Source organism: Sphingomonas desiccabilis, from assembly GCF_004135605.1.
In the GTDB taxonomy this organism is placed as follows: domain Bacteria; phylum Pseudomonadota; class Alphaproteobacteria; order Sphingomonadales; family Sphingomonadaceae; genus Sphingomonas; species Sphingomonas desiccabilis.
Genome location: NZ_SDPT01000002.1, coordinates 859,227 through 883,145, shown reverse-complemented (window position 1 = coordinate 883,145; position 23,919 = coordinate 859,227). Strand labels below are relative to the sequence as shown.

Annotated in this window: 28 protein-coding genes and 1 riboswitch; of the genes, 4 read left to right on the top strand and 24 right to left on the bottom strand. The window is 67.2% G+C overall.

Annotation, left to right across the window (positions count from 1 at the left end):
• Positions 1-69 precede the first annotated feature (69 nt).
• Positions 70-1,089 (top strand): SDR family oxidoreductase, encoded by a 1,020-nt coding sequence (locus EO081_RS12315; RefSeq protein ID WP_129342182.1) that lies wholly within the window; start codon positions 70-72, stop codon positions 1,087-1,089.
• Positions 1,090-1,143: 54 nt separating this feature from the next.
• Here the strand turns inward: EO081_RS12315 and EO081_RS12310 are convergent, their stop codons facing one another.
• Entirely contained in the window at positions 1,144-1,713 is a 570-nt protein-coding gene (locus tag EO081_RS12310) for a hemerythrin domain-containing protein (RefSeq protein ID WP_129342181.1), read from the bottom strand.
• A 135-nt stretch (positions 1,714-1,848) separates the two neighbouring features.
• Positions 1,849-2,067, top strand: a riboswitch (cobalamin riboswitch).
• Between the two features lie 107 nt (positions 2,068-2,174).
• Here EO081_RS12310 and metE point away from each other — a divergent pair.
• On the top strand, positions 2,175-4,463 hold the full coding sequence (metE, locus tag EO081_RS12305) for a 5-methyltetrahydropteroyltriglutamate--homocysteine S-methyltransferase (protein ID WP_129342180.1): 2,289 nt from the start codon (positions 2,175-2,177) through the stop codon (positions 4,461-4,463).
• A 54-nt stretch (positions 4,464-4,517) separates the two neighbouring features.
• Here metE and EO081_RS12300 read toward each other — a convergent pair whose 3' ends face one another.
• The 3 genes from EO081_RS12300 to EO081_RS12290 form a co-directional block, all read right to left on the bottom strand.
• Positions 4,518-4,961: an NIPSNAP family protein gene (locus tag EO081_RS12300; RefSeq protein ID WP_129342179.1), complete on the bottom strand. Its 444-nt coding sequence runs from the start codon at positions 4,959-4,961 to the stop codon at positions 4,518-4,520.
• 94 nt (positions 4,962-5,055) lie between these two features.
• Complete coding sequence (locus EO081_RS12295) at positions 5,056-6,378, bottom strand: erythromycin esterase family protein (protein WP_129342178.1); 1,323 nt, start codon at positions 6,376-6,378, stop codon at positions 5,056-5,058.
• Positions 6,379-6,491: 113 nt separating this feature from the next.
• Positions 6,492-6,788 carry a hypothetical protein gene (locus tag EO081_RS12290; protein WP_129342177.1) on the bottom strand — a complete coding sequence of 99 codons (297 nt, stop codon included), beginning with the start codon at positions 6,786-6,788 and terminating at the stop codon, positions 6,492-6,494.
• A gap of 180 nt (positions 6,789-6,968) precedes the next feature.
• Between EO081_RS12290 and EO081_RS12285 the strand changes: the two genes are divergently transcribed.
• Positions 6,969-7,418 (top strand): DUF2231 domain-containing protein, encoded by a 450-nt coding sequence (locus EO081_RS12285; protein ID WP_129342176.1) that lies wholly within the window; start codon positions 6,969-6,971, stop codon positions 7,416-7,418.
• Positions 7,418-8,776 (top strand): PQQ-dependent sugar dehydrogenase, encoded by a 1,359-nt coding sequence (locus EO081_RS12280; RefSeq protein ID WP_129342175.1) that lies wholly within the window; start codon positions 7,418-7,420, stop codon positions 8,774-8,776. Before EO081_RS12285 ends, EO081_RS12280 begins: the two co-directional genes overlap by 1 nt.
• A gap of 77 nt (positions 8,777-8,853) precedes the next feature.
• On the opposite strand, the gene guaA is transcribed toward EO081_RS12280, so the two are convergent.
• The 20 genes from guaA to rpmC all read right to left on the bottom strand — a co-directional run bounded on the left by guaA (position 8,854) and on the right by rpmC (position 23,919).
• Positions 8,854-10,413 (bottom strand): glutamine-hydrolyzing GMP synthase, encoded by a 1,560-nt coding sequence (gene guaA / locus EO081_RS12275; protein WP_129342174.1) that lies wholly within the window; start codon positions 10,411-10,413, stop codon positions 8,854-8,856.
• A 207-nt stretch (positions 10,414-10,620) separates the two neighbouring features.
• Complete coding sequence (locus EO081_RS12270) at positions 10,621-12,678, bottom strand: prolyl oligopeptidase family serine peptidase (RefSeq protein ID WP_129342173.1); 2,058 nt, start codon at positions 12,676-12,678, stop codon at positions 10,621-10,623.
• 265 nt (positions 12,679-12,943) lie between these two features.
• Positions 12,944-13,366 (bottom strand): 50S ribosomal protein L17, encoded by a 423-nt coding sequence (gene rplQ, locus EO081_RS12265; RefSeq protein WP_129342172.1) that lies wholly within the window; start codon positions 13,364-13,366, stop codon positions 12,944-12,946.
• Between the two features lie 806 nt (positions 13,367-14,172).
• Positions 14,173-15,237 (bottom strand): DNA-directed RNA polymerase subunit alpha, encoded by a 1,065-nt coding sequence (locus tag EO081_RS12260; RefSeq protein WP_129342171.1) that lies wholly within the window; start codon positions 15,235-15,237, stop codon positions 14,173-14,175.
• Between the two features lie 98 nt (positions 15,238-15,335).
• On the bottom strand, positions 15,336-15,725 hold the full coding sequence (gene rpsK, locus EO081_RS12255) for a 30S ribosomal protein S11 (protein ID WP_129342170.1): 390 nt from the start codon (positions 15,723-15,725) through the stop codon (positions 15,336-15,338).
• Between the two features lie 86 nt (positions 15,726-15,811).
• Positions 15,812-16,180, bottom strand: coding sequence for a 30S ribosomal protein S13 (gene rpsM, locus EO081_RS12250; RefSeq protein WP_125961391.1), 369 nt, complete (start codon positions 16,178-16,180; stop codon positions 15,812-15,814).
• Positions 16,181-16,535: 355 nt separating this feature from the next.
• Entirely contained in the window at positions 16,536-17,183 is a 648-nt protein-coding gene (locus EO081_RS12245; protein WP_129342169.1) for an adenylate kinase, read from the bottom strand.
• Between the two features lie 23 nt (positions 17,184-17,206).
• The gene (gene secY / locus EO081_RS12240) at positions 17,207-18,574 is read right to left on the bottom strand and encodes a preprotein translocase subunit SecY (RefSeq protein ID WP_129342168.1); all 1,368 of its coding nucleotides are present in this window, start codon (positions 18,572-18,574) and stop codon (positions 17,207-17,209) included.
• Between the two features lie 208 nt (positions 18,575-18,782).
• Positions 18,783-19,310, bottom strand: coding sequence for a 50S ribosomal protein L15 (gene rplO / locus EO081_RS12235; RefSeq protein ID WP_129342167.1), 528 nt, complete (start codon positions 19,308-19,310; stop codon positions 18,783-18,785).
• 97 nt (positions 19,311-19,407) lie between these two features.
• Complete coding sequence (gene rpmD / locus EO081_RS12230; RefSeq protein ID WP_129342166.1) at positions 19,408-19,584, bottom strand: 50S ribosomal protein L30; 177 nt, start codon at positions 19,582-19,584, stop codon at positions 19,408-19,410.
• Between the two features lie 4 nt (positions 19,585-19,588).
• Positions 19,589-20,293, bottom strand: coding sequence for a 30S ribosomal protein S5 (rpsE, locus tag EO081_RS12225; RefSeq protein ID WP_129342165.1), 705 nt, complete (start codon positions 20,291-20,293; stop codon positions 19,589-19,591).
• A 1-nt stretch (position 20,294) separates the two neighbouring features.
• The gene (rplR, locus tag EO081_RS12220; RefSeq protein WP_129342164.1) at positions 20,295-20,654 is read right to left on the bottom strand and encodes a 50S ribosomal protein L18; all 360 of its coding nucleotides are present in this window, start codon (positions 20,652-20,654) and stop codon (positions 20,295-20,297) included.
• Positions 20,654-21,187 (bottom strand): 50S ribosomal protein L6, encoded by a 534-nt coding sequence (rplF, locus tag EO081_RS12215; RefSeq protein ID WP_125961398.1) that lies wholly within the window; start codon positions 21,185-21,187, stop codon positions 20,654-20,656. Before rplF ends, rplR begins: the two co-directional genes overlap by 1 nt.
• Positions 21,187-21,582, bottom strand: coding sequence for a 30S ribosomal protein S8 (gene rpsH / locus EO081_RS12210; RefSeq protein WP_125961399.1), 396 nt, complete (start codon positions 21,580-21,582; stop codon positions 21,187-21,189). The genes rplF and rpsH overlap by 1 nt, the downstream gene beginning before the upstream one ends.
• An 11-nt stretch (positions 21,583-21,593) precedes the next feature.
• Positions 21,594-21,899 (bottom strand): 30S ribosomal protein S14, encoded by a 306-nt coding sequence (gene rpsN, locus EO081_RS12205; RefSeq protein ID WP_129342163.1) that lies wholly within the window; start codon positions 21,897-21,899, stop codon positions 21,594-21,596.
• A 97-nt stretch (positions 21,900-21,996) separates the two neighbouring features.
• A complete protein-coding gene (rplE, locus tag EO081_RS12200) occupies positions 21,997-22,581 on the bottom strand; it encodes a 50S ribosomal protein L5 (protein ID WP_129342162.1) in 585 nt (194 codons plus the stop codon).
• Positions 22,574-22,888, bottom strand: coding sequence for a 50S ribosomal protein L24 (gene rplX / locus EO081_RS12195; protein WP_125961402.1), 315 nt, complete (start codon positions 22,886-22,888; stop codon positions 22,574-22,576). The genes rplE and rplX overlap by 8 nt, the downstream gene beginning before the upstream one ends.
• Positions 22,888-23,256 carry a 50S ribosomal protein L14 gene (rplN, locus tag EO081_RS12190; RefSeq protein ID WP_125961403.1) on the bottom strand — a complete coding sequence of 123 codons (369 nt, stop codon included), beginning with the start codon at positions 23,254-23,256 and terminating at the stop codon, positions 22,888-22,890. The genes rplX and rplN overlap by 1 nt, the downstream gene beginning before the upstream one ends.
• A 174-nt stretch (positions 23,257-23,430) precedes the next feature.
• Entirely contained in the window at positions 23,431-23,703 is a 273-nt protein-coding gene (gene rpsQ / locus EO081_RS12185; RefSeq protein ID WP_125961404.1) for a 30S ribosomal protein S17, read from the bottom strand.
• A 12-nt stretch (positions 23,704-23,715) separates the two neighbouring features.
• Positions 23,716-23,919 carry a 50S ribosomal protein L29 gene (rpmC, locus tag EO081_RS12180; protein WP_125961405.1) on the bottom strand — a complete coding sequence of 68 codons (204 nt, stop codon included), beginning with the start codon at positions 23,917-23,919 and terminating at the stop codon, positions 23,716-23,718.

The following is a 23,919-nucleotide window of genomic DNA, read 5'->3' as shown; positions in this document are numbered from 1 at the left end:
GCAGCCGCGGCTCGTTCTGCGCCCTCACGGCGGCCCCGTTTACGGCGTCGCACAGCCAGACGAGGTAGCATGAAGGCCCAGCTGAAGCCGCTTTCCGAGCAGGTGATCGTCATCACCGGCGCAAGTTCCGGCCACGGGCTGGAGACGGCCCGCCGGGCGGCGGCGGCGGGAGCGCGGGTGGTGCTCATCGCGCGCGACGGCGATGCGCTGGCGCGGGTCCGCGACCAGATCCAGACCGCCGGCGGCAGCGCCGCCACCTTCGTCGCCGATGTCGGCCAGGAGGAGGAAGTCGAGCGCGCGGCGGCCTTTGCGATCGACCATTTCGGCGGCTTCGACACCTGGGTGAACAATGCCGGTATCGGCGTCTATGCCGCCGCGCTGGAGACGCCCACGGCCGACCACCGCCAAGTGTTCGAAACGAATTACTGGGGGGTGGTGTACGGATCGCTGACAGCGCTGCGCCACCTGAAGGAGAAGCCCGGCGGCGGCGCGCTGATCAACGTCGGGTCGATCAACTCCGACATGCCGTCGCCCGTGATTTCCTCCTACACGGCGTCCAAGCATGCGGTGAAGGGCTTCACGGATTCGCTGCGGCTGGAGATGATGGCGGAGGGCGCGCCGGTGTCGATCACCCTGATCAAGCCGGGCCCGGTCGGCACCCCTTTCCCCCAGCACGGCCGCAACCTGACCGGCTACAAGGCGCAGCTGCCGCCGCCGCTCTACGCACCATCGTTGGTGGCGGACGCGATCCTGGACGCGGCACAGCACCCGCGGCGGTCACTGACCGTCGGCGGGGTGGGCAAGCTGCAGGTGCTGGGCGCACAGCTGGTGCCGCGGCTGTTCGACCGGGTGGCGCAGAACATGAGCGTGCTGCTGGCCGATCCCAGCCAGCCGGTGCCGGTGAGCCCGGGCAATCTCTACGCGCCGGACGGCAAGGACGGGATCGTCGAGGGCGAGCAGAAGGGACGGTCGGTCAGCGCCTTCACGGCCACCCGCACCCACCCGGGGCTCGCGCTCGGGGCGGTTGCGCTGGCGGGTGCGGCACTGGGCTTCGCCGTCCGCGCGCGGGGCCGCAGGGCGGAGCCCTGACCGCCGCCCGGCGGGGCTCCGGAGCGGCGGCGGCCGGGCGCGAGGGAGGCGCCGTCAGGCGAGCTTGAGGCCTTCCTTGTTCATGGCGGCGGTGATGTGCTTGTTCTGCGCCTCGGAAAGCTGGTCGCGCAGTTTGGGAAACAGGTCCTGTTCCTCCTCGCGCATGTGGCTTTCGATCAGGCCGCGGAATTCCTTGAGCTTGGGAAGCCAGGCCGGATCGTCCTTGGGCATCTCGGTCAGGTCGAAGAAATACTGCTTCACATAGCCATGCTCGTGGTTGAGATGGTCCGCCGCCTCCGTCAGGCCTTGGTCGCGCATCATCGCGTAGACGACGTTCTCCTCCTGGAAGGCATGCTTGCTGATCGCGTGCTTCAACTGCATCAGCAGGAAGGCGCGGCGGGCGGTGTCCTCGTCGCTCGTTTTTTCCAACAGGTCGAAGATCTTGAGCGCCGCGGCGTGCTCGGCCGCCAGCGCCTTGTCCCAGCGGCCGGCCATCACCGTCGGCGCCTGCACCGCAGCCTTGCGCAGGAAATTGGCGAGGAGCCCGGCGACCACTCCCGTCGCGGCGCCGATCGCGACCGTGCGGCCGACATTTCCCGAAGATGCTTCCTGTGTCGTGGCCATCTGCTTGCTCCTCAGCTTTCCCGACTCAACGACGGCGCGGCGGGCCCGTTCCGCCGCCGCCCGGGATATGGAGGGGTGCAGAGCGTCATATAAAGATCTCTTTATATGACGGTTGACCGGCGCGCGGTTTGCGCCGATGCTTATTGCGTCGAGGTTCTCCGGCCGGGCGCGTGCCTGCGCCGGAGCTAAGACGGGAAGCCGGTGCGCTCGTGATGGGCAAGGCCGGCGCTGCCCCCGCAACTGTAAGCGGCGAGCGGCGATCCAACCATGTCACTGAGGCCCCTGCGCCTTGGGAAGACGGATCGTCCGTGCTGACCCGCGAGCCAGGAGACCTGCCTTTGACGCCATAACGTCCACCGGCGGGGTGCCCGGTCTGGTCGCGTGCTTGTGCGGCCGGGCGATCCCTGGCGCGTGCCTGCCTGCGCTCGGTCCGGCGCTTCGCCCTCTTCGGGGTTGAAGACATGACAGTGACGATCGCGACCTTGGGGTTTCCCCGCATCGGTCCGCGCCGCGAGTTGAAGTTCGCGTTGGAGAAGTTCTGGTCCGGCAGGATCGGCGAAGCCGAGCTGCAGGAGGCCGCATCGGGCCTGCGCACCGCCGCCTGGGCGCGGCAGAAGGCGCTGGGCGCCGACTGGCTGCCCTCCAACGACTTCTCGCTCTACGACCATGTGCTGGACACCAGCGTGATGCTGGGCGCGATCCCGAGCCGCTATGGCGCGGCGGACGGGGTCACCGACCTGGCGACCTATTTCGCGATGGCGCGGGGCACCACGGGCGAGGACGCGGGATGCGGCCATTCGCACGGTTCGGTGACCGCCGGCGAGATGACGAAGTGGTTCGACACCAACTACCACTACATCGTCCCGGAGATCGAACCCGACCGCAAGCTCGCGCTCGGGCGGTTGAAGGTGGTCGAGGAATATCGCGAGGCCCAAGCGCAGGGTTATGAGACGCGGCCGGTGCTGCTCGGCCCGGTCACCTGGCTGAGCCTTGCCAAGGGGCATGGGATCGACCCGTTCGACCTGCTCGACGAAGTGCTAGGGCTCTACCGCGTGATCCTGGGCCATCTCGCCCATGCCGGGGCCGAGTGGGTGCAGATCGACGAGCCGATCCTGGTCACCGACTTGTCGGAGCAGCAGCGCGCCGCCTTCACCCGCGCCTATGCCGCGCTCCAGCGGTCCGGCCCGAAGCTGATGCTGACGACCTATTTCGGCGGGCTGGAGGACAATCTGGCCTTGGCGACTGCGTTGCCGGTGCAGGGCCTCCACGTCGATCTCGTCCGCGCGCCCGGACAGCTCGATGCCGTCCTGCGGGCGGCGCCCAAGGACCTGCTGCTTTCGCTAGGCGTGATCGACGGGCGCAACGTCTGGCGTGCCGACCTGGACGCGGTGCTGGAACGCGTGGCACCCATCGCGGCATCGCGCGACGTGGTGCTGGCGCCGTCCTGCTCGCTGCTGCACGTGCCGGTGGACCTGACGCTCGAGCCCAGGCTCGACGCGGAGGTGAAGCAGTGGCTCGCCTTTGCGGTTCAGAAGGTAGAGGAACTGGCCGTCCTCAAGCGCGCGCTGAACGAAGGACGGGACAGCGTGGCGGGGCCGCTCGCGGCGGCGGCGGAGGCGGCAGCGAACCGGAAGGTGTCGCCCCGCATCCACGACGCGGCGGTGCAGGCGCGGGTGGCGCAGGCGACGCCGGACATGCGGGAGCGCCGCTCCGGCCATGCCGAACGCGCGCGTGCGCAGGCCGGGCTGCTCGACCTGCCGCCCTTCCCTACGACCACCATCGGCTCCTTCCCGCAGACCGCCGAGGTACGCCATGCGCGTGCCGAGCATAATCGCGGCAACCTCGACGATGCCGGCTACCAGCAGTTCCTGCGCGAGGAGACCGAGCGCGCCATCCGCTGGCAGGAAGATGTGGGGCTCGACATGCTCGTCCACGGCGAGTTCGAGCGCAACGACATGGTGCAGTATTTCGGCGAGCAGCTCGCCGGCTTCGCCTTCACGGTGAACGGCTGGGTGCAGAGCTATGGCTCGCGCTGCGTCCGGCCGCCGATCCTGTTCGGCGACGTCCGCCGTACCCACCCGATGACGGTGGATTGGTGGCGCTTTGCGCAGGGCCTCACCGACAAGCCCGTGAAGGGCATGCTCACCGGGCCAGTCACGATCCTCAACTGGAGCTTCGTGCGCGACGACCAGCCGCGCGAGGCCTCCTGCCGCCAGATCGCCTTTGCGATCCGCGACGAGGTGCTGGACCTGGAAGCGGCCGGGTGCAGGGCGATCCAGATCGACGAGGCGGCGCTGCGCGAGGGGCTGCCGCTTAGGAAGCGCGACTGGCAGCCGTATCTCGACTGGGCGGTGGACTGTTTCCGCCTTTCGGCCGCAGGCGTGGCGGACGGCACGCAGATCCACACGCACATGTGCTATTCGGAGTTCAACGACATCCTGCCGTCGATCGGCGCGATGGACACCGATGTGATCTCGATCGAGACGGCGCGGTCGCGGATGGAGCTGCTGGAGGCGTTCGCGAAGTACCGCTACCCGAGCGCGATCGGCCCGGGCGTGTACGACATCCACTCCGCACGCGTGCCGGGCGAGGCCGAGATGGTCGAGCTGATGCGGCTGGCCCAGCAGCATCTGAGGCCCGAGCAGCTCTGGGTGAACCCGGACTGCGGGCTGAAGACGCGCAAATGGCACGAGGTGAAGCCGGCGATCGAGGCGATGGTCGCCGCGGCACGCACGCTGCGCGCCGCCTAGCGCTGAAGAGCGGCTGCGTGCCGGATCGGCGGCACGCAGCCTTCCCGCGTCGTCTCAGCGGAGCGGGAGGCGCGGGGAATAGTCGGCCAGCGTCATGAACACGCTGTCGACCTTCGTCACCAGCTTGCCGCCGGCTTCGGAGGTGGCGACCACCGCACGCCATTCCGGATCGGCGCCGAACGCCTTCCAGCTCGCCTCCCGCGCCGCCCGGCTCGGATAGGCGAGAACGTAGACGATCCGGCCCTCCGGCGCTTCCGCCGTCGGCTGCTCGTTCCAATAGGCGACATTGTGCATGCCGTGTTTGGCAAAGAGCTTGAGCGTATGCTCCCGGAAGCGGGCGTTGAGGGCGGCGAGCTTGCCGGGCGCGGGGTGGTAGATGCGCAACTCGTAGACCGCGGTCTTCGGGTCGGGTGCCGCGGACTGGGGGATCGCCGGACGCGTGGCGGCAGGACTGGCGATTGTCGCAGCGGCAAGACAGGCGGCGAACAGGAAGCGCATTGGGATCTCCCGGACAGGTGAGGGCCATCATAGGCACCATGCGCGACCGCGCGCCACTCCGGCGGCGCGGTTCCGACTGTTAGCGGCCGTCCCTCTACAATCCCGTGGGCCAGGTCTCGTCCTGCCCCGCCTCGCTGCTTGCCGCCGTAGCCTGCACGGCAGTCGTGGTGTCGAACCACAGGAAGGCATCATATTCCTGCGCCAGCGTCGCCTCGGAATAGTGGCTCCAGCGTTCTGTGTCGGGGCGGTAGATGACGCCGATGTACCGCTCGAGCCGTTCGGCCGTGAGGGCCTCGCGCAGCTCGGGGCTTGCCGCCCCCTCGCGCAGATCGACCAGGAAGCGGGGGGCGCCGCTGTCGTGGAGGACCCGTTCGAAGCTGTCGGGGCGGGACGGATTGACCGACATGATTCGCATGGGCGCGTCCCAATCATCGGCGGCGGCCACGGTGCCGGCGTGGGTTCCGAAACCGATCAGGCAGGCGGCGCCGTCGTAGCGTTCCCGCACCAGCTGGCCGAGGTTCAGCTCACCGCGGCTCTGGCCCATGTCGGTCCGGCGGGCGTCACCGACATGGCTGTTGTGCGCCCAGACCACCGCCTTGGCATCCGGCCCCTTGCGCTGCAGCAGCAGTTCCAGAGTGTCGGCCATATGCTCGTCGCGTAGATTCCAGCTGGCAGCCGACCCATAGTACATGGCGCGATAATAGGCCTCTGCATTGGCGACGAGCCGGGCGTTCTGCGCCGCATCGAGAAAAGAGTCCGGATCGCCGGGCGCATAGGCGGCTTCGTTGGCGAACAGGTCACGCAGCAGCTGCACCACCGCCGATTCGCACCGGCCATGCCCTTCGCTCAGCGCCATGCGGCCGTAGCGTTCGGGCTGCTCCTTCCAGGGCTTCAGGCAGCCGTAGAGGCGGCGGGCCTCGGCGGCGGCCACCGGATCGACCCGCTCCAGATAGCCGATCACGGCGGCGACCGAGGCCGTCATGTTGTAGAGGTCCAGCCCGTGGAAGCTGACGCGCGCGGATGCGTCCCGATCGGCGTTGTGGGCGGTGAGCCACTCCACGAAGCGGTCGAACTCGGCATTCCGCCACATCCAGGCGGGAAAGCGGGTGAAGGGGGTCGGCGCCTCGGGCGGCGCAGGCCTTGCGCGCACGGTGCGATCGATGACCGCCGCGTCGGGCCAGTCCGCCTCGACCGCGACCATGGTGAAGCCGTGCCGCTCGATCAGGTGGCGGGTGATGGCGGCCCGGGCGCGGTAGAATTCGGAGGTGCCGTGGCTCGCCTCGCCCAGGCACACCACGCGGGCGTCGGCGAAGCGATCGAACAGCGCCCCGAACGCCGGATCGTCGATATCGGGCAGCGGTTCGGCAGCGCCTGCCACCAGCTGCGCCGCCCGGCGCGGGTCGTCTTCTGCCACCATCAGCCTGCTCCCGTTACGGGAGACCAACGCCGGGGCGGCGGCTTAGTTCGGGTGCCGCGATCGGCAGGGACGTCCGCGCCGGGCAAGGGTTGCCCCTGCCCGGCGTCGAGTAGTTACCAGCGCTGGCCGTAGTGACGGTCGCGCCAGCCATAGTGACCACGGTTGTCCCGCCAGTCGCGGCGATCGTGGCGCCAGTCGCGACGGCTGTCGCGGCGCGCCTCTGCGATCTCGCGGCGGCACTCGCGCTGTTCGCGGCGGTATTCGCGGCGGCTATCCGCACGGCGCAGCTCGCGGCGGCACTCCTGCACCTCGCGCCGGACTTCGTGGTTGTAGCCATAGCGCTGGGCGGATGCCGCAGCCGGGGTGAAGGCCGCAGCGGCCACAGTGGCCAGGATGATCAGCGTACGCATGGTCCTCTCCTTTGCAATCTTGATGGGGAGAAGCTAAGCGCGCGGGCCTGAACGAAGTCCGTCCGCGACATTCATCGACCAGACAGCGTCTCGGGCCGCTTCGCGCGCGGCACGCCCGCGCGGGAACTCCCCTCCCCCTCCGGTCGTAGTGCCCCCAGAGAGACAGGGAAGGACATGCCTATGGCCGAGAGCATCGCGCACGCGGATCGACGGCCACCCGGCGTCCTCGGCCACCGGATCTATTCCGCGCTGCTCCCGGTTTCGATCACCTGCTTCATCGGCGCGCTGATCACCGACATCGTCTATTCCCGATCGCCCGACATGATGTGGCTCGATTTTTCGAGCTGGCTGCTGCTCGCCGGGTTGGTCGTGGGCGGGGTCGCCGGCGTGGTGCTGATCGTGGAGACGATCCGCAGCCGCGCGCGGCGTAAGGGCGCGTGGACGGCGCATGCGCTGCTGTTTCTCGCCGCCTGGGTGGTGGAGGTGTTCAACTCCTTCGTCCACACGCGCGACGGGTGGACGGCGGTGGTGCCGACCGGGCTGATGCTGTCGATCCTGGCCGTCGTGCTCGCGCTGCTGGCCGGATGGTTCTGGCAGTCCGCCACTCACCGCGTGGCGGGAGATCTGTGATGAAGCGCAGCCTTGCAGCCCTGCTCGCCGTTTCCGCCCTTGCCGGCTGCGGGGGCGGCCAGAAGATCGACCCCAACGCGCAATACGGGCCGAACCCCGTCCTGCCCGAGCCGAAGGAGGCGCTGATCTCCGACGTCGGCGTATACAAGGTCGTGGGCTGGAAGACGGGCGAGACCCCGACCGTGCCGGCCGGGTTCCGCATCGAGGCGATCGCGACCGGGCTTTCCAACCCGCGCAACGTGCTGGCGCTGCCCAACGGCGACGTGCTGATCGTGGAATCGAAGAAGGAAGGCGGCGAGCCGGTCCAGCGGCCCAAGGACCCGATCCGCGACTGGATCATGTCGATGGCGCATGGCCAGGCAAAGAGCGGCGAGGCACCCGCACCCAGCAACCGCATCACCCTGGTGCGCGATGCCAATGGCGACGGCCGGCCGGACGGGCGATCGGTGCTGGTCGACAAGCTGAACGCGCCCTTCGGCGTGGCGGTGATCGGAAGCGACCTGTACGTCGCGAACACCGACGCGATCGTGCGCTATCCCTTCGTACCCGGCCAGACGCGGATCACCGCGCCGGGCGTCAAGGTCGCCGACCTGCCGGCCGGGCCGATCAACCACCACTGGACCAAGAGCCTTACGGCGAGCCCGGACGGAAGCCGCCTTTACGTGGGCATCGGATCGAACAGCAACGCGATGGAGCGCGGCGAGGAGGCAGAACGGGACCGGGCGGCGATCCTGGAGGTCGATCCCAGGACGGGCCTGCTGAAGGTGTACGCGAGCGGGCTGCGCAATCCCAACGGGCTGACCTTCTACCCCGGGTCGAACACGCTGTGGGCCGTCATCAACGAGCGCGACGAGTTGGGCCCTGACCTGGTGCCCGATTACATGACGTCGGTGCGGCCGGGCGGCTTCTATGGCTGGCCCTACAGCTATTACGGGCAGCATGTGGACCCGCGCGTGCGGCCGCAGCGGCCCGAGCTGGTCGCCAAGGCGATCTCCCCCGATTATTCGCTGGGATCGCATGTCGCGCCGCTCGGCCTGGCCTTCTACACCGGCGCGAGCTTCCCTGCGGCCTACCGGGGCGGCGCCTTTGTCGGCGAGCATGGCAGCTGGAACCGCAGCGATCCCCATGGCTACAAGGTGGCGTTCATCCGCTTCCAGGGCGGCCGCCCCACGGGCATGCCGCAGGATTTCGTCACCGGCTTTCTGAAGGACGGCAAGGCACGCGGGCGGCCGGTGGGCGTTGCGGTCGACCGCACCGGCGCGCTGCTGGTGGCGGACGACGTCGGCAACACGGTGTGGCGGATCAGTCATGCCGGCGGGGCTCCCGCTGCCGGCCCCGGCGACCGCAGCGCGACGTAACAACCCCAAACGCAACGTCCGGCGCACTCGGGTGGAGTGCGCCGGACGGAAGCTGTTCGATTATCGCGAGCCTGGGATCACTCCCACTCGATCGTGCCGGGCGGCTTGCTCGTATAGTCGTAGGTGACGCGGTTGATGCCCTTCACCTCGTTGACGATGCGGGTCGCCACGCGCGGCAGGAAGTCGCCGGGGAATTGGAACGCCTGGGCGGTCATGCCGTCGGTGGAGGTGACGGCACGCAGCGCCAGCACCGAATCATAGGTGCGGCCGTCGCCCATGACGCCCACCGAACGCACCGGCAGCAGCACCGCGAACGCCTGCCAGATCGCGTCGTAGAGGCCCGCGTTGCGAATCTCTTCGAGATAGATGGCGTCGGCCTTGCGCAGGATGTCGCAGCGCTCCTTGGTGACCTCGCCCGGGATGCGGATCGCGAGGCCGGGCCCGGGGAACGGGTGGCGGCCGACGAATGCGTCGGGGAGGCCCAGCTCGCGGCCGAGCTCGCGCACCTCGTCCTTGAACAGCTCGCGTAAGGGTTCAACGAGCTTCATGTTCATACGCTCGGGCAGACCGCCGACATTGTGGTGGCTCTTGATCGTCACCGACGGGCCGCCGGTGAAGCTGACGCTCTCGATCACGTCCGGATAGAGCGTGCCCTGGGCCAGGAACTCGGCGCCGCCGATCTTTTTCGCCTCGTCCTCGAAGACGTCGATGAAGGTCTTGCCGATGAACTTGCGCTTGGCCTCCGGGTCCGTGACGCCGGCGAGGCCGTTCATGAACAGCGGCTCCGCGTTCACGTGCACGAGCGGGATGTTGTAGTGGTTGCGGAACAGCGAGACGACCTGCTCGGCCTCGCCGGTGCGCATCAGGCCGTGGTCGACGAAGACGCAGGTGAGCTGCTCGCCGATCGCCTCGTGGATCAGAACCGCTGCCACTGCCGAGTCGACGCCGCCGGACAGGCCGCAGATCACGCGGCCCTGGCCGACCTGGGCGCGGATGTCGGCGATCTTGGCTTCGCGGAACTCGGCCATCGTCCAGTCGCCGGTGAGGCCGCAGACGTGGCGCGCGAAATTGCCGATCAGCCGGCCGCCGTCGGGCGTGTGGACGACTTCCGGGTGGAACTGGGTGCCGTAGTAGCGGCGCGTATCGTCGGCGATCACCGCAAACGGCGCGCCGGGGCTGGTCGCGACGACGCGGAAGCCGGGGGCGAGCGCCGTCACCTTGTCGCCGTGGCTCATCCACACCTGGTGGCGATCGCCTTCGTCCCACAGCGCGTCGAACAGGCCGCAGGCGTCCTCGACGCCGATATAGGCTTCGCCAAACTCGCCGCTCATACCCTTCTCGACGGTGCCGCCGAGCTGCTGGGTCATGACCTGCTGGCCGTAGCAGATGCCGAGCACCGGCACGCCCGAATCGAAGATCGCCTGGGGTGCGCGCGGGCTCCCCTCCTCCGGCACCGAGGCGGGGCCGCCCGACAGGATCACGCCGCGCGGGCGCATCCGCTCGAAGGCTTCGGCGGCCGACTGGAAGGGCGCGATCTCGCTGTAGACGCCGGCCTCGCGGACGCGGCGGGCAATCAGCTGCGTGACCTGGCTGCCGAAGTCGACGATCAGGATGGAGTCTGTGGGATGAACGCTCATGGGCCCGCGCGATAGCAGAGCTTGTGCGCGCTGCCAGCCCCTTTGGCGTGGGGTGATTGACCTTCCGCCATACCGTTTGCCTCGAGCAGGGATCGAGCTTGTCGAGAGCCCGTGTCGAGAGAGCCGCGGCCGATTTCTCGACACGCCGTCTCGACAAGCTCGCCGGCTGCTCGAAACAAACGGGAGAGGTCGAATACCCTATCGGAGCTATTCGACCGGCTTCACCTCCATGCCGGTCCAGCGCGCCGAGAACGCCCACAGGTCGGCATATTCCTCGATCACCTTGTCGGTCGGCTTGCCCGAGCCGTGGCCGGCGCGGGTCTCGATGCGGACGAGGTGCGGCTTGTCGCCGATCTTGGCCGCCTGGAGCGCTGCCACATACTTGAACGTGTGGCCCGGCACGACGCGATCGTCGGTGTCGGCGGTGGTGGCGAGGATCGCGGGATAGTCCTTACCCTTGCGGATGTTGTGGTACGGCGAATAGGCGCGCAAGGCCTTGAAGTCGGCTTCCTTCGCCGGATCGCCATAGTCGTCGACCCAGTAGCGGCCGGCGGTGAAGCGATCGAAGCGCAGCATGTCCATCACGCCCACGGCCGGCAGCGCGGCGGCGAACAGGTCCGGGCGCTGGTTGACGACCGCGCCCACCAGCAACCCGCCGTTGGAGCCGCCCTGGATCACCAGCTGCTGCTTGGTGGTGTCGCCGTTGGCGATCAGATCCTCGGCCGCGGCGATGAAGTCGTCGAAGACGTTCTGCTTGTTGGCGAGCCGGCCACCGTCGTGCCACGCCTTGCCATATTCGCCACCGCCGCGGATGTTGGCGACCGCGAGCACCCCGCCCTGCTCCAGCCAGGCCAGGCGGCTGGACGAGAACGACGGCAGCACCGACGAGTTGAACCCGCCATAGCCGTACAGCAGCGTCGGCGCGGGGCCGGTCGTGCCCTTCTTGCGAACCAGGAACATCGGCACGCGGGTGCCGTCCTTCGAGCCGTAGAAGCGCTGGGCGACGTCATAGGCGTTCGGGTCGAACGCGACCTTGGGCGTCTGCCACGGCGTCGCCTGGCCCGTGCGGACGTCGTAGCGATAAATCGTGGTCGGGGTGGCGAAGCTGGTGAAGGCGAAGAAGGTCTCGGGATCGTCCTGGTCGCCGCCGAAGCCGCTCGCCGTGCCGATGCCGGGCAGCGCCACCGCGCCGTCGCGCGCGCCGTTCAGCGTGTAGCGGCGCACCTCGGTCTTCGCGTCGACCAGGTAGCTCGCCATCAGCTTGCCGCCGGTGATCTTCGCACCCTGCAGCGTCGCCTCGTCCTGCGGCACGACCTCGCGCAGGCGATCGGTGGAGGCGGCGGCATCCATCGCGACGATCCGGCCGCGCGACGCGTCCTTGTCGGTCACGAAGTAGAAGGTGCTGCCGATATTGCCCGCCAGTTCCCAGCTGTTCTCGAGCCCGCGCACCAGCGTCCGGGGACGCATGCGGCTGTCGGTCAGATCGATCAGCGTGATCTCGTAGCGGTTGTCGGTCCCTTCCGACGTGGTGATGACCAGCCACTTGCCGTCGTCGGTGACCTGGCCGACGTGGCTCTGCTTGGGCTTGTCGGGGGTCGAATAGACCTTGATGTCCGCAGACTGCGGCGTGCCGATCTTGTGGAAGTAGAGCGCGTGGTTGAGGTTCAGCGCCTGGAAGGCGGCACCCTGCTCGGGCTCCGGAAAGCGCGAGTAGAAGAAGCCCGAGCCGTTGTGCGCCCAGGAGATGGCGGTGAACTTCGCCCACTTCACCTCGTCGTCGAGCGGCTTGCCGGTGGCGACGTCGAGCACCTTGAGCGTGCGCCAGTCGGTGCCGCCGTCCTGGATGCCATAGGCGATCAGGCGGCCGTTCTCCGACGGCACCCACTCCGACAGCGCGGTGGCGCCGTCGGCCGCCCAGCCGTTGGGATCGATCAGGACGCGGCCGGCGCCGTCGAGCGAATCGCGCACGTACAGGACCGACTGGTTCTGCACGCCGCTGTTGTGCGTGTAGAAATAGCGGCCGCCCTTCTTGGTCGGCAGGCCGAAGCGCTCATAGTCGATCAGGGTGCGCAGCCGCTCCTTGAAGATGGCACGGCCGGGCAGCGTGGCGAGATAGGCGTCGGTGACGCGGTTCTGCGCAGCGACCCAGGACGCCACCTCCGCATCGCTGCGGACGTCGTTCTCCAGCCAGCGATACGGATCCTCGATCTTTTCACCGAAGAGCTTGTCGACCTGATCGACCCGGCGCGTTTCGGGGTAGGACATGGTTACCTCAGCCTTGTGGGACGGCGATTGCGAGATGCCGGGCATGCCGGCACGAAAGCCGGGGTCGGACTTGCCACAGCCGGCAAGTGCCAGCGAAACCAAAACCATTGCCGTCGCGCAGACGCGTCGTGCCACACAGAGTCTCCAGGGAAAAAGAAAGGGCCGGCGCCAAACTGGCCCGGCCCTTCTTTGTTTGCAACCGCTTAGGTGCGGCGGCGGTGCCTGCGTATCCGTGCTCCTGCGCAGGAGCACAAGGCCAAGCAGCTTACGCCGCTTCGTCGAAGTCCTCGTCGGTCGCGACCGGGCCCGAGTCCTGGCCCTTGGCCGAGACGTCGCGGTCGACGAACTCGATGATCGCCATCGGCGAGGCGTCCGACGCGCGGATGCCGGCCTTGATGATGCGGGTGTAGCCGCCGTTGCGATCGGCATAGCGGGTCGCCAGCACGTCGAACAGCTTCACCAGCTGCGCGTCGTCGAGCAGACGGGCGTGGGCGAGACGACGGTTGGACAGGCCACCCTTCTTCGCCAGCGTCACCAGCTTCTCGACGTAGGGACGCAGTTCCTTCGCCTTGGCGACGGTGGTGGTGATCTGCTCATGCTTGATCAGTGCGGCCGACATGTTGCGGAACAGGGCCAGACGATGGGCCGAGGTACGCTGCAGCTTACGACCGCCAACGCGATGACGCATGGGTATTTCCTTTGTTCGTCCGACAGCCGTTCAAGGTACTGCCGGCCAGGCGGTGAAACAGGGTCACCACCCAAAACCCGATCACGAATGCGTGAAGCGGCTGCTAAGAGCGGGAACACGCCAGTTTGTCAAGATCGAAGGACTCGTCTGGCGCGCATCGAAGTACAGAATATCCAGATGCTCCCAACCAGCATAACCAGGAACAGCAGGAGCGCGCCCAGTCCAAAGCCCACAGCGATAAGGAAGCCGGACGGATTCGTGTCCCAAAACGTATAAGCATCAGGTCCTGTGGATACGACCACACCGCCGGTCCGGACCGCGTCAATGGCTCTCCACCCCCAAATCCAGCTGCCGGTACTGCCCAACAACATTCCGCCAATCGCGATGAGAGTCGTACTGCTGGCCCTTTCACCCCGCGCTTCGCGCCTCTGTTCGTGGCGCGAAACCGCAGCTTGAACGAGCACTATCAGGGTGAGCACGGTTGCCCTCCCGCACAACCAACTCCAGCTCACCTCCAAGAGGTTCAGCCAACGATAGAGTGCCTCGGCCGCGATTGCGGTGCCGACAATCAGCACGAAAAGGGAGTAGCGGGACACCGGCGAACAATAGCCGACCTGCTCCGACGGGCAAGGCGCCAGTTCTTCTGCGACGCGCCATCGAAAAGGGCCCCGCATTGCTGCGGAGCCCCCTCTTTACTCGGTGGAGCAGATCGCCGCGGCAAAGCCGCGACGTCGGACGGACCGGTGCAACCGGTCCGCCGGCCGGGGTTCGGCGTCTCCGGATCAGCGAGGCTGATCCGGTGCGCCTCACCCCATAATTTCCTGCTCGAGCTTCTTGGCCATTTCCTCGATGTTCTCGGGCGGCCAGCCCGGGATTTCCATGCCGAGGCGCAGACCCATCGACGAGAGCACTTCCTTGATCTCGTTGAGCGACTTGCGGCCGAAGTTCGGGGTGCGCAGCATCTCTGCCTCGGTCTTCTGAACCAGATCGCCGATGTAGATGATGTTGTCGTTCTTCAGGCAGTTCGCCGAACGCACCGACAGTTCCAGCTCGTCCACCTTCTTGAGAAGGAAGCGGTTGATCTGGGCGGTGTCGCCCGCCGCCTCGGCGACCTGTGCCGGAGCCGCGGCGCCGGTCGGCGCCTGACGGGTGACCGACGAGTCGTCGAAGTGCACGAACAGCGCCAGCTGGTCCTGAAGGATGCGGCCGGCATAGGCGATCGCGTCCTCCGGGGTCACCGTGCCGTCGGTCTCGACGGTCAGCGTCAGCTTGTCGTAGTCGAGCTCCTGCCCGACGCGGGTGTTCTCGACCTTGTACGACACCTGGCGCACCGGCGAGAACAGCGCATCGACCGGGATCAGGCCGATCGGCGCATCGGCCGGACGGTTGCTCGCGGCCGGCACATAGCCCTTCCCGCTCTCGGCGGTCAGTTCCATGTTGAGCGTCGCACCCTCGTCGAGGTGGCAGATCACCAGCTCGGGGTTCATCACCTCGATGTCGCCCGAGACGGCGATGTCGCCAGCCTTGACCTCGGCCGGGCCGGTCATCGACAGCTGGAGGCGCTTGGCGCCCTCGCCCTGCATCTTGAGCGCGATCTGCTTCACGTTGAGGACGATGTCGGTCACGTCCTCGCGCACGCCCGCCAGGCTCGAGAACTCGTGCAGCACGTTCTCGATCTTGATGGAGGTGACCGCGGCGCCCTGCAGCGAGGACAGCAGCACCCGGCGCAGCGAGTTGCCGAGCGTCAGGCCGAAGCCACGCTCCAGCGGCTCGGCAACGAAGGTCGCCTTGCGCTTGGAATCGCCACCAGCCTTCTTCTCGAGGCCGCTGGGCTTCTTGAGTTCCTGCCAGTTCTTAGCGTTGACAGACACGGGCTTCCCCTAGTTGTGGGCGCAGGCGGGGGCTGCCCGCGCCGAATGACGATCCGGCCGCGCAGCCAACAAGGGTCGCGACGGCCGGACGGGATCGATCAAACGCGGCGGCGCTTGGAGGGGCGCACGCCGTTGTGCGGGATCGAGGTCACGTCGCGGATCGACGTGATCTGGAAGCCAACGGCCTGCAGCGCGCGCAGCGCCGACTCGCGGCCCGAACCCGGGCCCTTCACTTCGACTTCGAGGGTGCGCACGCCGTGGTCGGCAGCCTTGCGGCCCGCGTCCTCGGCAGCGACCTGAGCGGCGTACGGGGTCGACTTACGCGAACCCTTGAAGCCCATCATGCCGGCCGAAGACCAGCTGATCGCGTTGCCCTGCGCGTCGGTGATGGTGATCATGGTGTTGTTGAAGCTGGCGTTCACGTGCGCGACGCCTGCGGTGATGTTCTTGCGTTCGCGCCGACGAAGGCGCTGCGGTGCCTGTGCCATGGGGTAATCCTGACCTGATATCGTGTGACGAAGGCCGGGAGGCGTTCAGCCTCTCACCGGCCTGCGGAGAAGCAAGCGCGCTGCGCTTACTTCTTCTTGCCCGCGATCGGCTTGGCCTTGCCCTTGCGGGTGCGCGCATTGGTGTGCGTGCGCTGGCCACGGACCGGCAGGCCCTTGCGATGACGCAGGCCGCGGTAGCAGGCCAGGTCCATCAGGCGCTTGATGTTCATCGCGGTTTCGCGACGGAGGTCACCCTCGACGGTGTGGCTGGCGTCGATCGTCTCGCGGATCTGCAGCACTTCCTGATCGCTCAGGTCCTGCACGCGACGCTCGGCAGCGATGCCCAGCGCGTCGGTGATCTGCTTGGCCTTCGCAGGACCAATGCCGTGGATGTACTGCAGCGCAATGATGACGCGCTTGTTGGTCGGGATGTTAACACCCGCGATACGTGCCATGAACTTTATTCTCCCAGCTCCACGAGGCACCGCATGGCTATACGCGCACCCCATCTCGTAGCGTTGACCCGAAACGCACGATTGCGGCGGACACGCGTGCGCGCCGCCGGGACCGGTGTGTCGGGGTAAAGCGCAGGTAAGCCCCGGCGGGAAAGCTGTCAACCGCCCCGGGGAACCAAATTTGCGGTGAGGCGTGTGAGCCCGGGCGCGGCGGCGCTGCCGACCCTGTCGCCATACTGACGGACGTCAGCATCCATTCGCGCAACGCTCCGGCTTCCTGCCGGAGCGGCAATGGATCCTGACGTTCGTCAGGATGACGGATGGGGAGTGGGACGTGGCCCGCTCCCCCTAACCGTCAGCGGTCGAGGATGGCCGCGATCTGAGTGCCGACCGTATCCATGTCGGCCATGCCGTCGACTCGCTCGACGAGCCCGCGCGACTCATAGCCGGGCAGGATCGGCGCGGTCTTGGCGCGATACTCGGCCATGCGGGTGCGCACGGTTTCCTCGTTGTCGTCGGGGCGGCGCTTGAACTCGGTCGAGCCGCAGACGTCGCAGGTCGCGGCGACCTTGGGCAGCTTGAACGTGTCGTGATAGCCCGTACCGCAGACGGCGCAGGTGAAGCGGCCGACGATGCGCTCGACCAGCGCATCCTCGTCCACCACCAGCTCGATCACATAGGCAAGGCGGCGGCCGCGATGCTCGAGCAGCAGGTCGAGCGCGTCGGCCTGAGCCGCGGTCCGCGGATAGCCGTCGAAGATCGCGCCCTGCCCTTCCTCAAGCTGGTCGAGGCGCTCGCCAATCAGGGCGGAGACGATCGCGTCGGAGACGAGCTCGCCCGCCTCCATCACCGCCTTCGCCTTGAGCCCCACCGGAGAGCCCGCCTTGACCGCTGCGCGCAGCATGTCGCCGGTGGACAGCTGCACCATCCCGCGATCGTGCTCCAGTCGGTTCGCCTGCGTACCCTTGCCGGCGCCCGGCGGTCCGAGCAGGATGATGTCCACGGTGTATTCCCCTCTTCAGTCGATCAGTGGCGCGCGCGGCCGCCCTTGAGCTTGGCCTTCTTGATCAGGTCCCCATACTGGTGCGCCAGCAGGTGCGACTGGATCTGCGTCACCGTGTCCATGGTTACGTTGACCACGATCAGAAGGCTAGTCCCACCAAGATAGAAGGGAATGGCCAGCGCCGACACGAGATACTCCGGCAGCAGGCAGAGCACGACCAGATAGGCCGCACCGATCACCGTGATGCGCGTCAGCACATAGTCGAAATACGCCTCGGTGTTCTTGCCCGGACGGATGCCGGGAATGAAGCCGCCGTACCGCTTGAGGTTGTCGGCCGTCTCTTCCGGATTGAACACCACCGCGGTGTAGAAGAACGAGAAGAAGACGATGCCGGCGCCGTAGAGCAGCATGTACACGGGGCTGCCGTGCTGGAGATACTGGTTCAGGCTGATGACGAAGTCGCCCCACCAGCTCTGACCCTCTGCCGCCTGGCCTGCGAACTGGGTGATCGTCACCGGCATCAGCAGCAGCGAGGATGCGAAGATCGGCGGAATGACGCCGGCGGTGTTGATCTTGAGCGGCAGGTGGCTGCGGTCCGCCTGCACCCCACGCGCCGTCTGGCGCTTGGGATATTGGATCAGGATGCGGCGCTGCGCGCGCTCCATGAAGCAGATGAACAGCACCAGGCCGATCACGGCGACGGTGATGCCGACGAGCTTGAGCGGATCGAGCGTGCCCGAGCGGCTGCCCTCGAACAGCTGCACCAGCGTGGTCGGCAGATGGGCGACGATGCCCGCCATGATGATGAGCGAGATGCCGTTGCCGATGCCGCGGCTGGTGATCTGCTCACCCAGCCACATCAGGAACATGGTGCCGCCGATCAGCGAAATGACCGCCGCGATGCGGAAGGTCATTCCCGGCTCGATCACCGCCTGCGCCCCGGCCGAGGCGCCGAACGCCTCAAGCCCGACGGCGATGAAATAGCCCTGCACCGCCGTCAGCGCGACCGTGCCGTAGCGGGTGTACTGGTTGAGCTTCTTGCGGCCCGACTCGCCTTCCTTCTTGATCGCGGCGAGCTGCGGCGACAGCGAGCTGGCGAGCTGCACGACGATCGAGGCGGTGATGTACGGCATGACGCCCAGCGCCACGACCGACATGCGCGTCAGCGCGCCGCCCGAGAAGGTGTTGAAGAAGTCGAGCACGCCGCCCTGGGTCTGGTTGGCGAGCAGGCCGAGCTGCGTCGGATCGATCCCCGGCAGCGGCACGTAGCTGAGCATCCGGAAGACGATCAGCGCGCCCAGCGTGAACCACAGGCGCTTCTTGAGCTCGGTCGCCTGGCCGAACTTGGCCAGGTTCAGGTTGGTCGAAAGGCTGTCGGCTGCCGATGCCATGGATGTGTCCCGATCATGCTGGCGGGCACTGATGCCCCACCCCCGGCGCCCATATAGGACTTGCTGCCGGGATGTCTAACGGGGGCGCCACGAAACGCGCGCAGCCCCTTCAAACGGGCGGGCCCGCCCACCCCTGCCTGCTGCGCCGGAGCGCGAAGCAGAGCGGAAGCGGACGGGCCCGACGCGAACGACGTTCAGGCGGCGCCGATCAGGCGCGCGCGGCCTTCTTGGCGGCCAGGGTCTGGCCCTTCTTGGCCTTCGCCTTCTCGGCGGCCGGGACGACCTCGATCACGTTGACGGTGCCGCCAGCCTTCTCGACTGCCTCGCGGGCCGAAGCCGACACGCCGGCGACGGTGAAGCTCAGCTTGGCGGTCAGCTCGCCCTTGCCGAGCAGACGGACGCCGTCCTTGCCGCCGCGGGCGAGGCCAACGGCCTTGAGCGCTGCGTGGTCGATGTCGGTCGCGGTCAGCTTGCCGGCATCCACCAGCGCCTGGATCGCGCCGAGGTTCACCTCAGCATAGTCCTTGGCGAAGATGTTGTTGAAGCCGCGCTTCGGCAGACGCATGTGGAGCGGCATCTGACCGCCCTCGAAGCCCTTGATCGAGACGCCTTCGCGGCTCTTCTGGCCCTTCTGACCACGGCCTGCGGTCTTGCCCTTGCCGGAACCGATGCCGCGGCCGACGCGCATCTTGCGGTGACGGGCGCCCTGGTTGTCGGTGAGTTCGTTGAGCTTCATGATGTGCACTCGCTTTCGCTTTTTACGCGCTGATGAAATGAGGAAGGGGGCCGCATAGCCCCCTTCCCCCTATTTGTCACCGGTGAAGGTGAAGGCTTCAGCCTTCGACCTGCACCATGTGCTGCACCTTGCGGATCATGCCGCGCACCTCGGGGGTGTCGGTCAGCTCGACCGTCTTGTGCATCTTGTTGAGGCCCAGGCCGACGAGCGTCGCGCGCTGGTCCTTGGTGCGCCGGATCGGCGAACCGGTCTGCGTGATCTTCACGGTAGCCATGGACTTACTCCACCACCGCCGCGGCTTCCGCCTCGGCAGCCTGCGATCCGCCACGACCCAGCAGGTCGGCGATCTTCTTGCCACGACGCTGCGCGACCGACTTCGGCGAAGTCTGCTCGTTCAGCGCCTCGAAGGTCGCACGGATCATGTTGTACGGGTTCGACGTGCCGACCGACTTGGTCACGACGTCGGCCACGCCCAGGCTCTCGAAGATGGCGCGCATCGGGCCACCCGCGATGATGCCGGTACCGGCAGGCGCCGAACGCACCGTCACGCGACCGGCACCGAAGTGACCGTTGCCGTCGTGGTGCAGCGTGCGGCCGTCCTTGAGCGGAACGCGGACCATCGCCTTCTTCGCCGAAGCGGTCGCCTTGGAGATGGCTTCCGGCACTTCGCGCGCCTTGCCATGCCCGAAGCCGACCCGGCCCTTGCCGTCGCCGACAACGACGAGTGCTGCGAAGCCGAAGCGCTTACCGCCCTTCACGGTCTTCGACACGCGGTTGATGTGGACGAGCTTTTCGATCAGCTCCTCGCCACCATCCTCGTTGCGACGATCGTCGCGACGCCCGCGGTTGCCGTCTCGGCCGCCACGACCACGCTCGCCACCGCGACCACGGCCGCCACGCGGACCACGGCCCTGGGGCGCGCCTGCCTCTGCACCCGTCGCCTCGACGGCGGGGGTTTCGGCCTGGTTGTTCTCGTCGGCCATCTTAGAACTCCAATCCGCTCTCGCGCGCGGCTTCCGCCAGCGCCTTGACGCGTCCGTGGAAGAGGAACCCACCACGATCGAACACCACCTGCGTCACGCCGGCAGCCTTTGCGGCCTCCGCGACGCGCTGGCCCACCGCCTTGGCGGCATCGACGTTCGCGCCGCTCTGGCCACGCACGTCCTTTTCCAGCGTCGAAGCCGAAGCGAGCGTCCGGCCCTCGGCGTCGTCGATGACCTGGGCGTAGATGTGCTTGCCCGAACGGTGGATCGAAAGGCGCGGACGACCGCCCGAGCGCGCACGAAGCGCGGTACGGTTGCGGCGGCGGCGCTTCTCGAACAGCGACATACCCTTGGTAGACATCACTTCTTCTTCCCTTCCTTGCGGAAGATGAACTCGCCGTCGTACTTGATGCCCTTGCCCTTGTAGGGCTCCGGCTTACGCCAGCGGCGGATCTCAGCGGCGACCTGGCCGACCTTCTGCTTGTCGATGCCCGAGATCTCGACCGTGGTCTGATCCGGGGTCTTCACCTCGATCCCCTCGGGGATGTCGAAGTTCACGTCATGCGAATAGCCGAGCTGCAGCTTGAGCACCTTGCCCTGCGCTGCCGCACGATAGCCGACGCCGGTGATGAGCAGCTTCTTGGAGAAGCCCTCGGTCACGCCGGTCACCAGGTTCTGCACCAGGGTACGCTGCATGCCCCAGAAGGCACGGGCGCGCTTGGTGTCGTTCGCCGGCTGAACCGAAATGCCACCGTCGGTGACTTCGTAGGCGATGTCGTCCGCGAGCGGCATGGAGAGGGTGCCCTTGGGACCCTTCACGCTCAGCTCACGGCCGGCGATGTTGGCGGTCACGCCGGCCGGAACCGGGACTGCCTTCTTGCCGATGCGGCTCATTAGAACACCTCCGCCAGCACTTCGCCACCGACGTTCTGCTCGCGCGCTTCGGCGTCGGAGAGAACGCCACGCGGCGTCGAGACGATCGTGATGCCGAGGCCGTTGCGGACGCGCGGCAGCTCCTGGCTGCCCGAGTAGACGCGACGACCGGGCTTCGAGACGCGCGCGACGTGCTTGATCGCCGGCTGACCCTCGAAATACTTCAGCTCGATGCGGACGCCGGCCGCGGGGCCCATCTGCTCTTCGCTGTAGCCACGGATATAGCCCTCGCGCTGAAGCACGTCGAGGACGCGGGTCCGCAGCTTCGACGCCGGCGACAGGACGGAGTCCTTGCGCGCGCGCTGGCCGTTGCGGATGCGGGTGAGCATATCACCCAGGGGATCGGTCAATGCCATCGGTACGGTCCTTACCAGCTCGACTTGACGACGCCGGGGATCATGCCGCGGTTGGCAAGATCACGAAGCATCACGCGGGCGAGGCGGAACTTGCGGTAATAGGCGCGCGGGCGGCCGGTGACCTCGCAGCGGTTGCGAACCCGGGTCGGGTTGGCGTTGCGCGGGATCTCGGCCATCTTCAGGCGCGCGATCAGGCGCTCGGTCTCGTCCAGCGAGGTGTCCGCTGCCTGCGCCTTCAGCTTCGCATACTTGCCGGCGTACTTCTTCACCAGCTGCTTGCGACGCTCGTTCTTGTTGATCGAACTCAGTTTCGCCATGGACTTAAGCTCTTCCTAGTCGTGGCCCCGGCAACGCGCCGGAGCCCTTTGTTGCGGCATCGCCCCGACCGTCGGCCGGGGCGATGCCATCAAGGGGTTAGGCCGCCTTCTTCTGCTCGCCGTCCTGCGCCTGCGGGAACGGGAACCCGAACAGACGCAGAAGCTCGCGGGCCTCGTCGTCGGTCTTGGCGGTGGTGGTGACGATCACGTCCATGCCGCGCACCTTGTCGACGCGGTCATAGCTGATTTCCGGGAACACGATCTGCTCCTTGATGCCGCAGGCATAGTTGCCGCGACCGTCGAAGGACTTCGGGTTCAGGCCGCGGAAGTCGCGGACGCGGGGAAGCGCGATCGTGATGAAGCGGTCGAGGAACTCGTACATCCGCTCGCGGCGCAGCGTGACCTTGCAGCCGATCGCCATGCCTTCACGCAGCTTGAACTGCGCGATCGACTTCTTCGCCTTGGTGACGACAGGCTTCTGGCCCGCGATCAGCTCCATTTCGGAAGCCGCCTGCTCGACCTTCTTCTTGTCCTGCGTCGCCTCGCCCACGCCCATGTTGAGCACGATCTTCTCGATCCGCGGCACTTCGAGCGCGTTCTTGTAGCCGAACTTCTCCGTCATCGCCTTGACGATGCGGTCGTCGTAGATCGACTTCATCCGCGGCGTGTACTTGTCAGCCATTGATGACATCCCCCGTCTTCACGGCCACGCGGACCTTCTTGCCGTCACGCTCTTCGAAGCGGACGCGGGTCGGCTTGCCGTCAACGACGTGCGCGACCTTCGAGATGTGGAGCGGCGCTTCCGAACGCTCCAGGCCACCCTGCGGGTTGACCTGGGTCGGCTTGCGGTGGCGCACGGCGATGTTCACGCCCGACACCACGACCTTGCCGTCCTTCGGCATCGAACGGACGACTTCGCCGGTCTTGCCCTTGTCCTTGCCGGACAGGACGATGACCTGGTCACCCTTCTTGATCTTGGCGGCAGCCATTACAGCACCTCCGGCGCGAGCGAGATGATCTTCATGAAGCCGCGCGAACGCAGCTCGCGAACCACCGGGCCAAAGATACGGGTGCCGATCGGCTCCTCGTTCTTGTTGACCAGCACCGCGGCGTTGCCGTCGAAACGGATCACCGAACCGTCGGTGCGACGGATGTCCTTGGCGGTCCGAACGATGACGGCGCGGTGCACGTCACCCTTCTTCACGCGGCCGCGGGGTGCGGCCTCCTTGATGGAGACGACGATGACGTCGCCCACACCTGCCGTGCGGCGCTTGGAGCCGCCCAGCACTTTGATGCACTGCACCCGCTTCGCGCCGCTGTTGTCTGCGACGTCGAGATTGGACTGCATCTGAATCATGATGCGCTTCCTTCTCTATGGGCCCGATTCCGACCGGCGCCCGCCTTCAAAAACGAACCCCCGGCGCGGGCAACCGCGCCAGGGGGAGCGGCCAACTAGCCGTCCCTGGGGAGGAACGCAAGCCCCTGCCCCAATTCCCGTTTTCCGGCCCCGAAAGGCCGGAGGTGGAGGCCGTTAGGCCTCCGCCGCCACCTGGGCCGGGGTCGCGTGGGTGTTCACGCGGTCCACGACCTTCCAGGTCTTGAGCTTGGAGATCGGCGCGGTCTCTTCGATGCGCACGGTCTCGCCCTCGCGGTACTCGTTGCCCTCGTCATGGGCATGGTACTTCTTCGAACGGCGGATGATCTTGCCGTAGAGCGCGTGCTTGACCTTGCGCTCCACCTTCACCACCACCGTCTTGTCGGTCTTGTCCGAGACGACCGTCCCGGTCAGCACGCGCTTCGGCATGTCAGTCGTCCCTTACTTGGCCTGCGAGCGCGTGCGCTCGCTCTGCAGCGTCTTGATCCGCGCGATGTCGCGACGGACTTCCTTGACGCGGCTCGGCTTTTCCATCTGGCTGGTCGCAGCCTGGAAGCGGAGGTTGAACGCCTCACGCTTCAGGTTGCCCAGCTCCTCGGTCAGCTGATCGTCGCTCTTGGCGCGCAGATCGGTTGCCTTGGTCAT

Bases quoted from the DNA above. Each gene is read 5' to 3' on its own strand.
- EO081_RS12315 (WP_129342182.1), top strand. From the start codon at position 70: ATGAAGGCCCAGCTGAAGCCGCTTTCCGAGCAGGTGATCGTCATCACC.
- EO081_RS12310 (WP_129342181.1), bottom strand. From the start codon at position 1,713: ATGGCCACGACACAGGAAGCATCTTCGGGAAATGTCGGCCGCACGGTC.
- metE (WP_129342180.1), top strand. From the start codon at position 2,175: ATGACAGTGACGATCGCGACCTTGGGGTTTCCCCGCATCGGTCCGCGC.
- EO081_RS12300 (WP_129342179.1), bottom strand. From the start codon at position 4,961: ATGCGCTTCCTGTTCGCCGCCTGTCTTGCCGCTGCGACAATCGCCAGT.
- EO081_RS12295 (WP_129342178.1), bottom strand. From the start codon at position 6,378: ATGGTGGCAGAAGACGACCCGCGCCGGGCGGCGCAGCTGGTGGCAGGC.
- EO081_RS12290 (WP_129342177.1), bottom strand. From the start codon at position 6,788: ATGCGTACGCTGATCATCCTGGCCACTGTGGCCGCTGCGGCCTTCACC.
- EO081_RS12285 (WP_129342176.1), top strand. From the start codon at position 6,969: ATGGCCGAGAGCATCGCGCACGCGGATCGACGGCCACCCGGCGTCCTC.
- EO081_RS12280 (WP_129342175.1), top strand. From the start codon at position 7,418: ATGAAGCGCAGCCTTGCAGCCCTGCTCGCCGTTTCCGCCCTTGCCGGC.
- guaA (WP_129342174.1), bottom strand. From the start codon at position 10,413: ATGAGCGTTCATCCCACAGACTCCATCCTGATCGTCGACTTCGGCAGC.
- EO081_RS12270 (WP_129342173.1), bottom strand. From the start codon at position 12,678: ATGTCCTACCCCGAAACGCGCCGGGTCGATCAGGTCGACAAGCTCTTC.
- rplQ (WP_129342172.1), bottom strand. From the start codon at position 13,366: ATGCGTCATCGCGTTGGCGGTCGTAAGCTGCAGCGTACCTCGGCCCAT.
- rpsK (WP_129342170.1), bottom strand. From the start codon at position 15,725: ATGGCACAGGCACCGCAGCGCCTTCGTCGGCGCGAACGCAAGAACATC.
- rpsM (WP_125961391.1), bottom strand. From the start codon at position 16,180: ATGGCACGTATCGCGGGTGTTAACATCCCGACCAACAAGCGCGTCATC.
- secY (WP_129342168.1), bottom strand. From the start codon at position 18,574: ATGGCATCGGCAGCCGACAGCCTTTCGACCAACCTGAACCTGGCCAAG.
- rplO (WP_129342167.1), bottom strand. From the start codon at position 19,310: ATGAAGCTCAACGAACTCACCGACAACCAGGGCGCCCGTCACCGCAAG.
- rpmD (WP_129342166.1), bottom strand. From the start codon at position 19,584: ATGGCTACCGTGAAGATCACGCAGACCGGTTCGCCGATCCGGCGCACC.
- rpsE (WP_129342165.1), bottom strand. From the start codon at position 20,293: ATGGCCGACGAGAACAACCAGGCCGAAACCCCCGCCGTCGAGGCGACG.
- rplR (WP_129342164.1), bottom strand. From the start codon at position 20,654: ATGTCTACCAAGGGTATGTCGCTGTTCGAGAAGCGCCGCCGCCGCAAC.
- rplF (WP_125961398.1), bottom strand. From the start codon at position 21,187: ATGAGCCGCATCGGCAAGAAGGCAGTCCCGGTTCCGGCCGGCGTGACC.
- rpsH (WP_125961399.1), bottom strand. From the start codon at position 21,582: ATGGCATTGACCGATCCCCTGGGTGATATGCTCACCCGCATCCGCAAC.
- rpsN (WP_129342163.1), bottom strand. From the start codon at position 21,899: ATGGCGAAACTGAGTTCGATCAACAAGAACGAGCGTCGCAAGCAGCTG.
- rplE (WP_129342162.1), bottom strand. From the start codon at position 22,581: ATGGCTGACAAGTACACGCCGCGGATGAAGTCGATCTACGACGACCGC.
- rplX (WP_125961402.1), bottom strand. From the start codon at position 22,888: ATGGCTGCCGCCAAGATCAAGAAGGGTGACCAGGTCATCGTCCTGTCC.
- rplN (WP_125961403.1), bottom strand. From the start codon at position 23,256: ATGATTCAGATGCAGTCCAATCTCGACGTCGCAGACAACAGCGGCGCG.
- rpsQ (WP_125961404.1), bottom strand. From the start codon at position 23,703: ATGCCGAAGCGCGTGCTGACCGGGACGGTCGTCTCGGACAAGACCGAC.
- rpmC (WP_125961405.1), bottom strand. From the start codon at position 23,919: ATGACCAAGGCAACCGATCTGCGCGCCAAGAGCGACGATCAGCTGACC.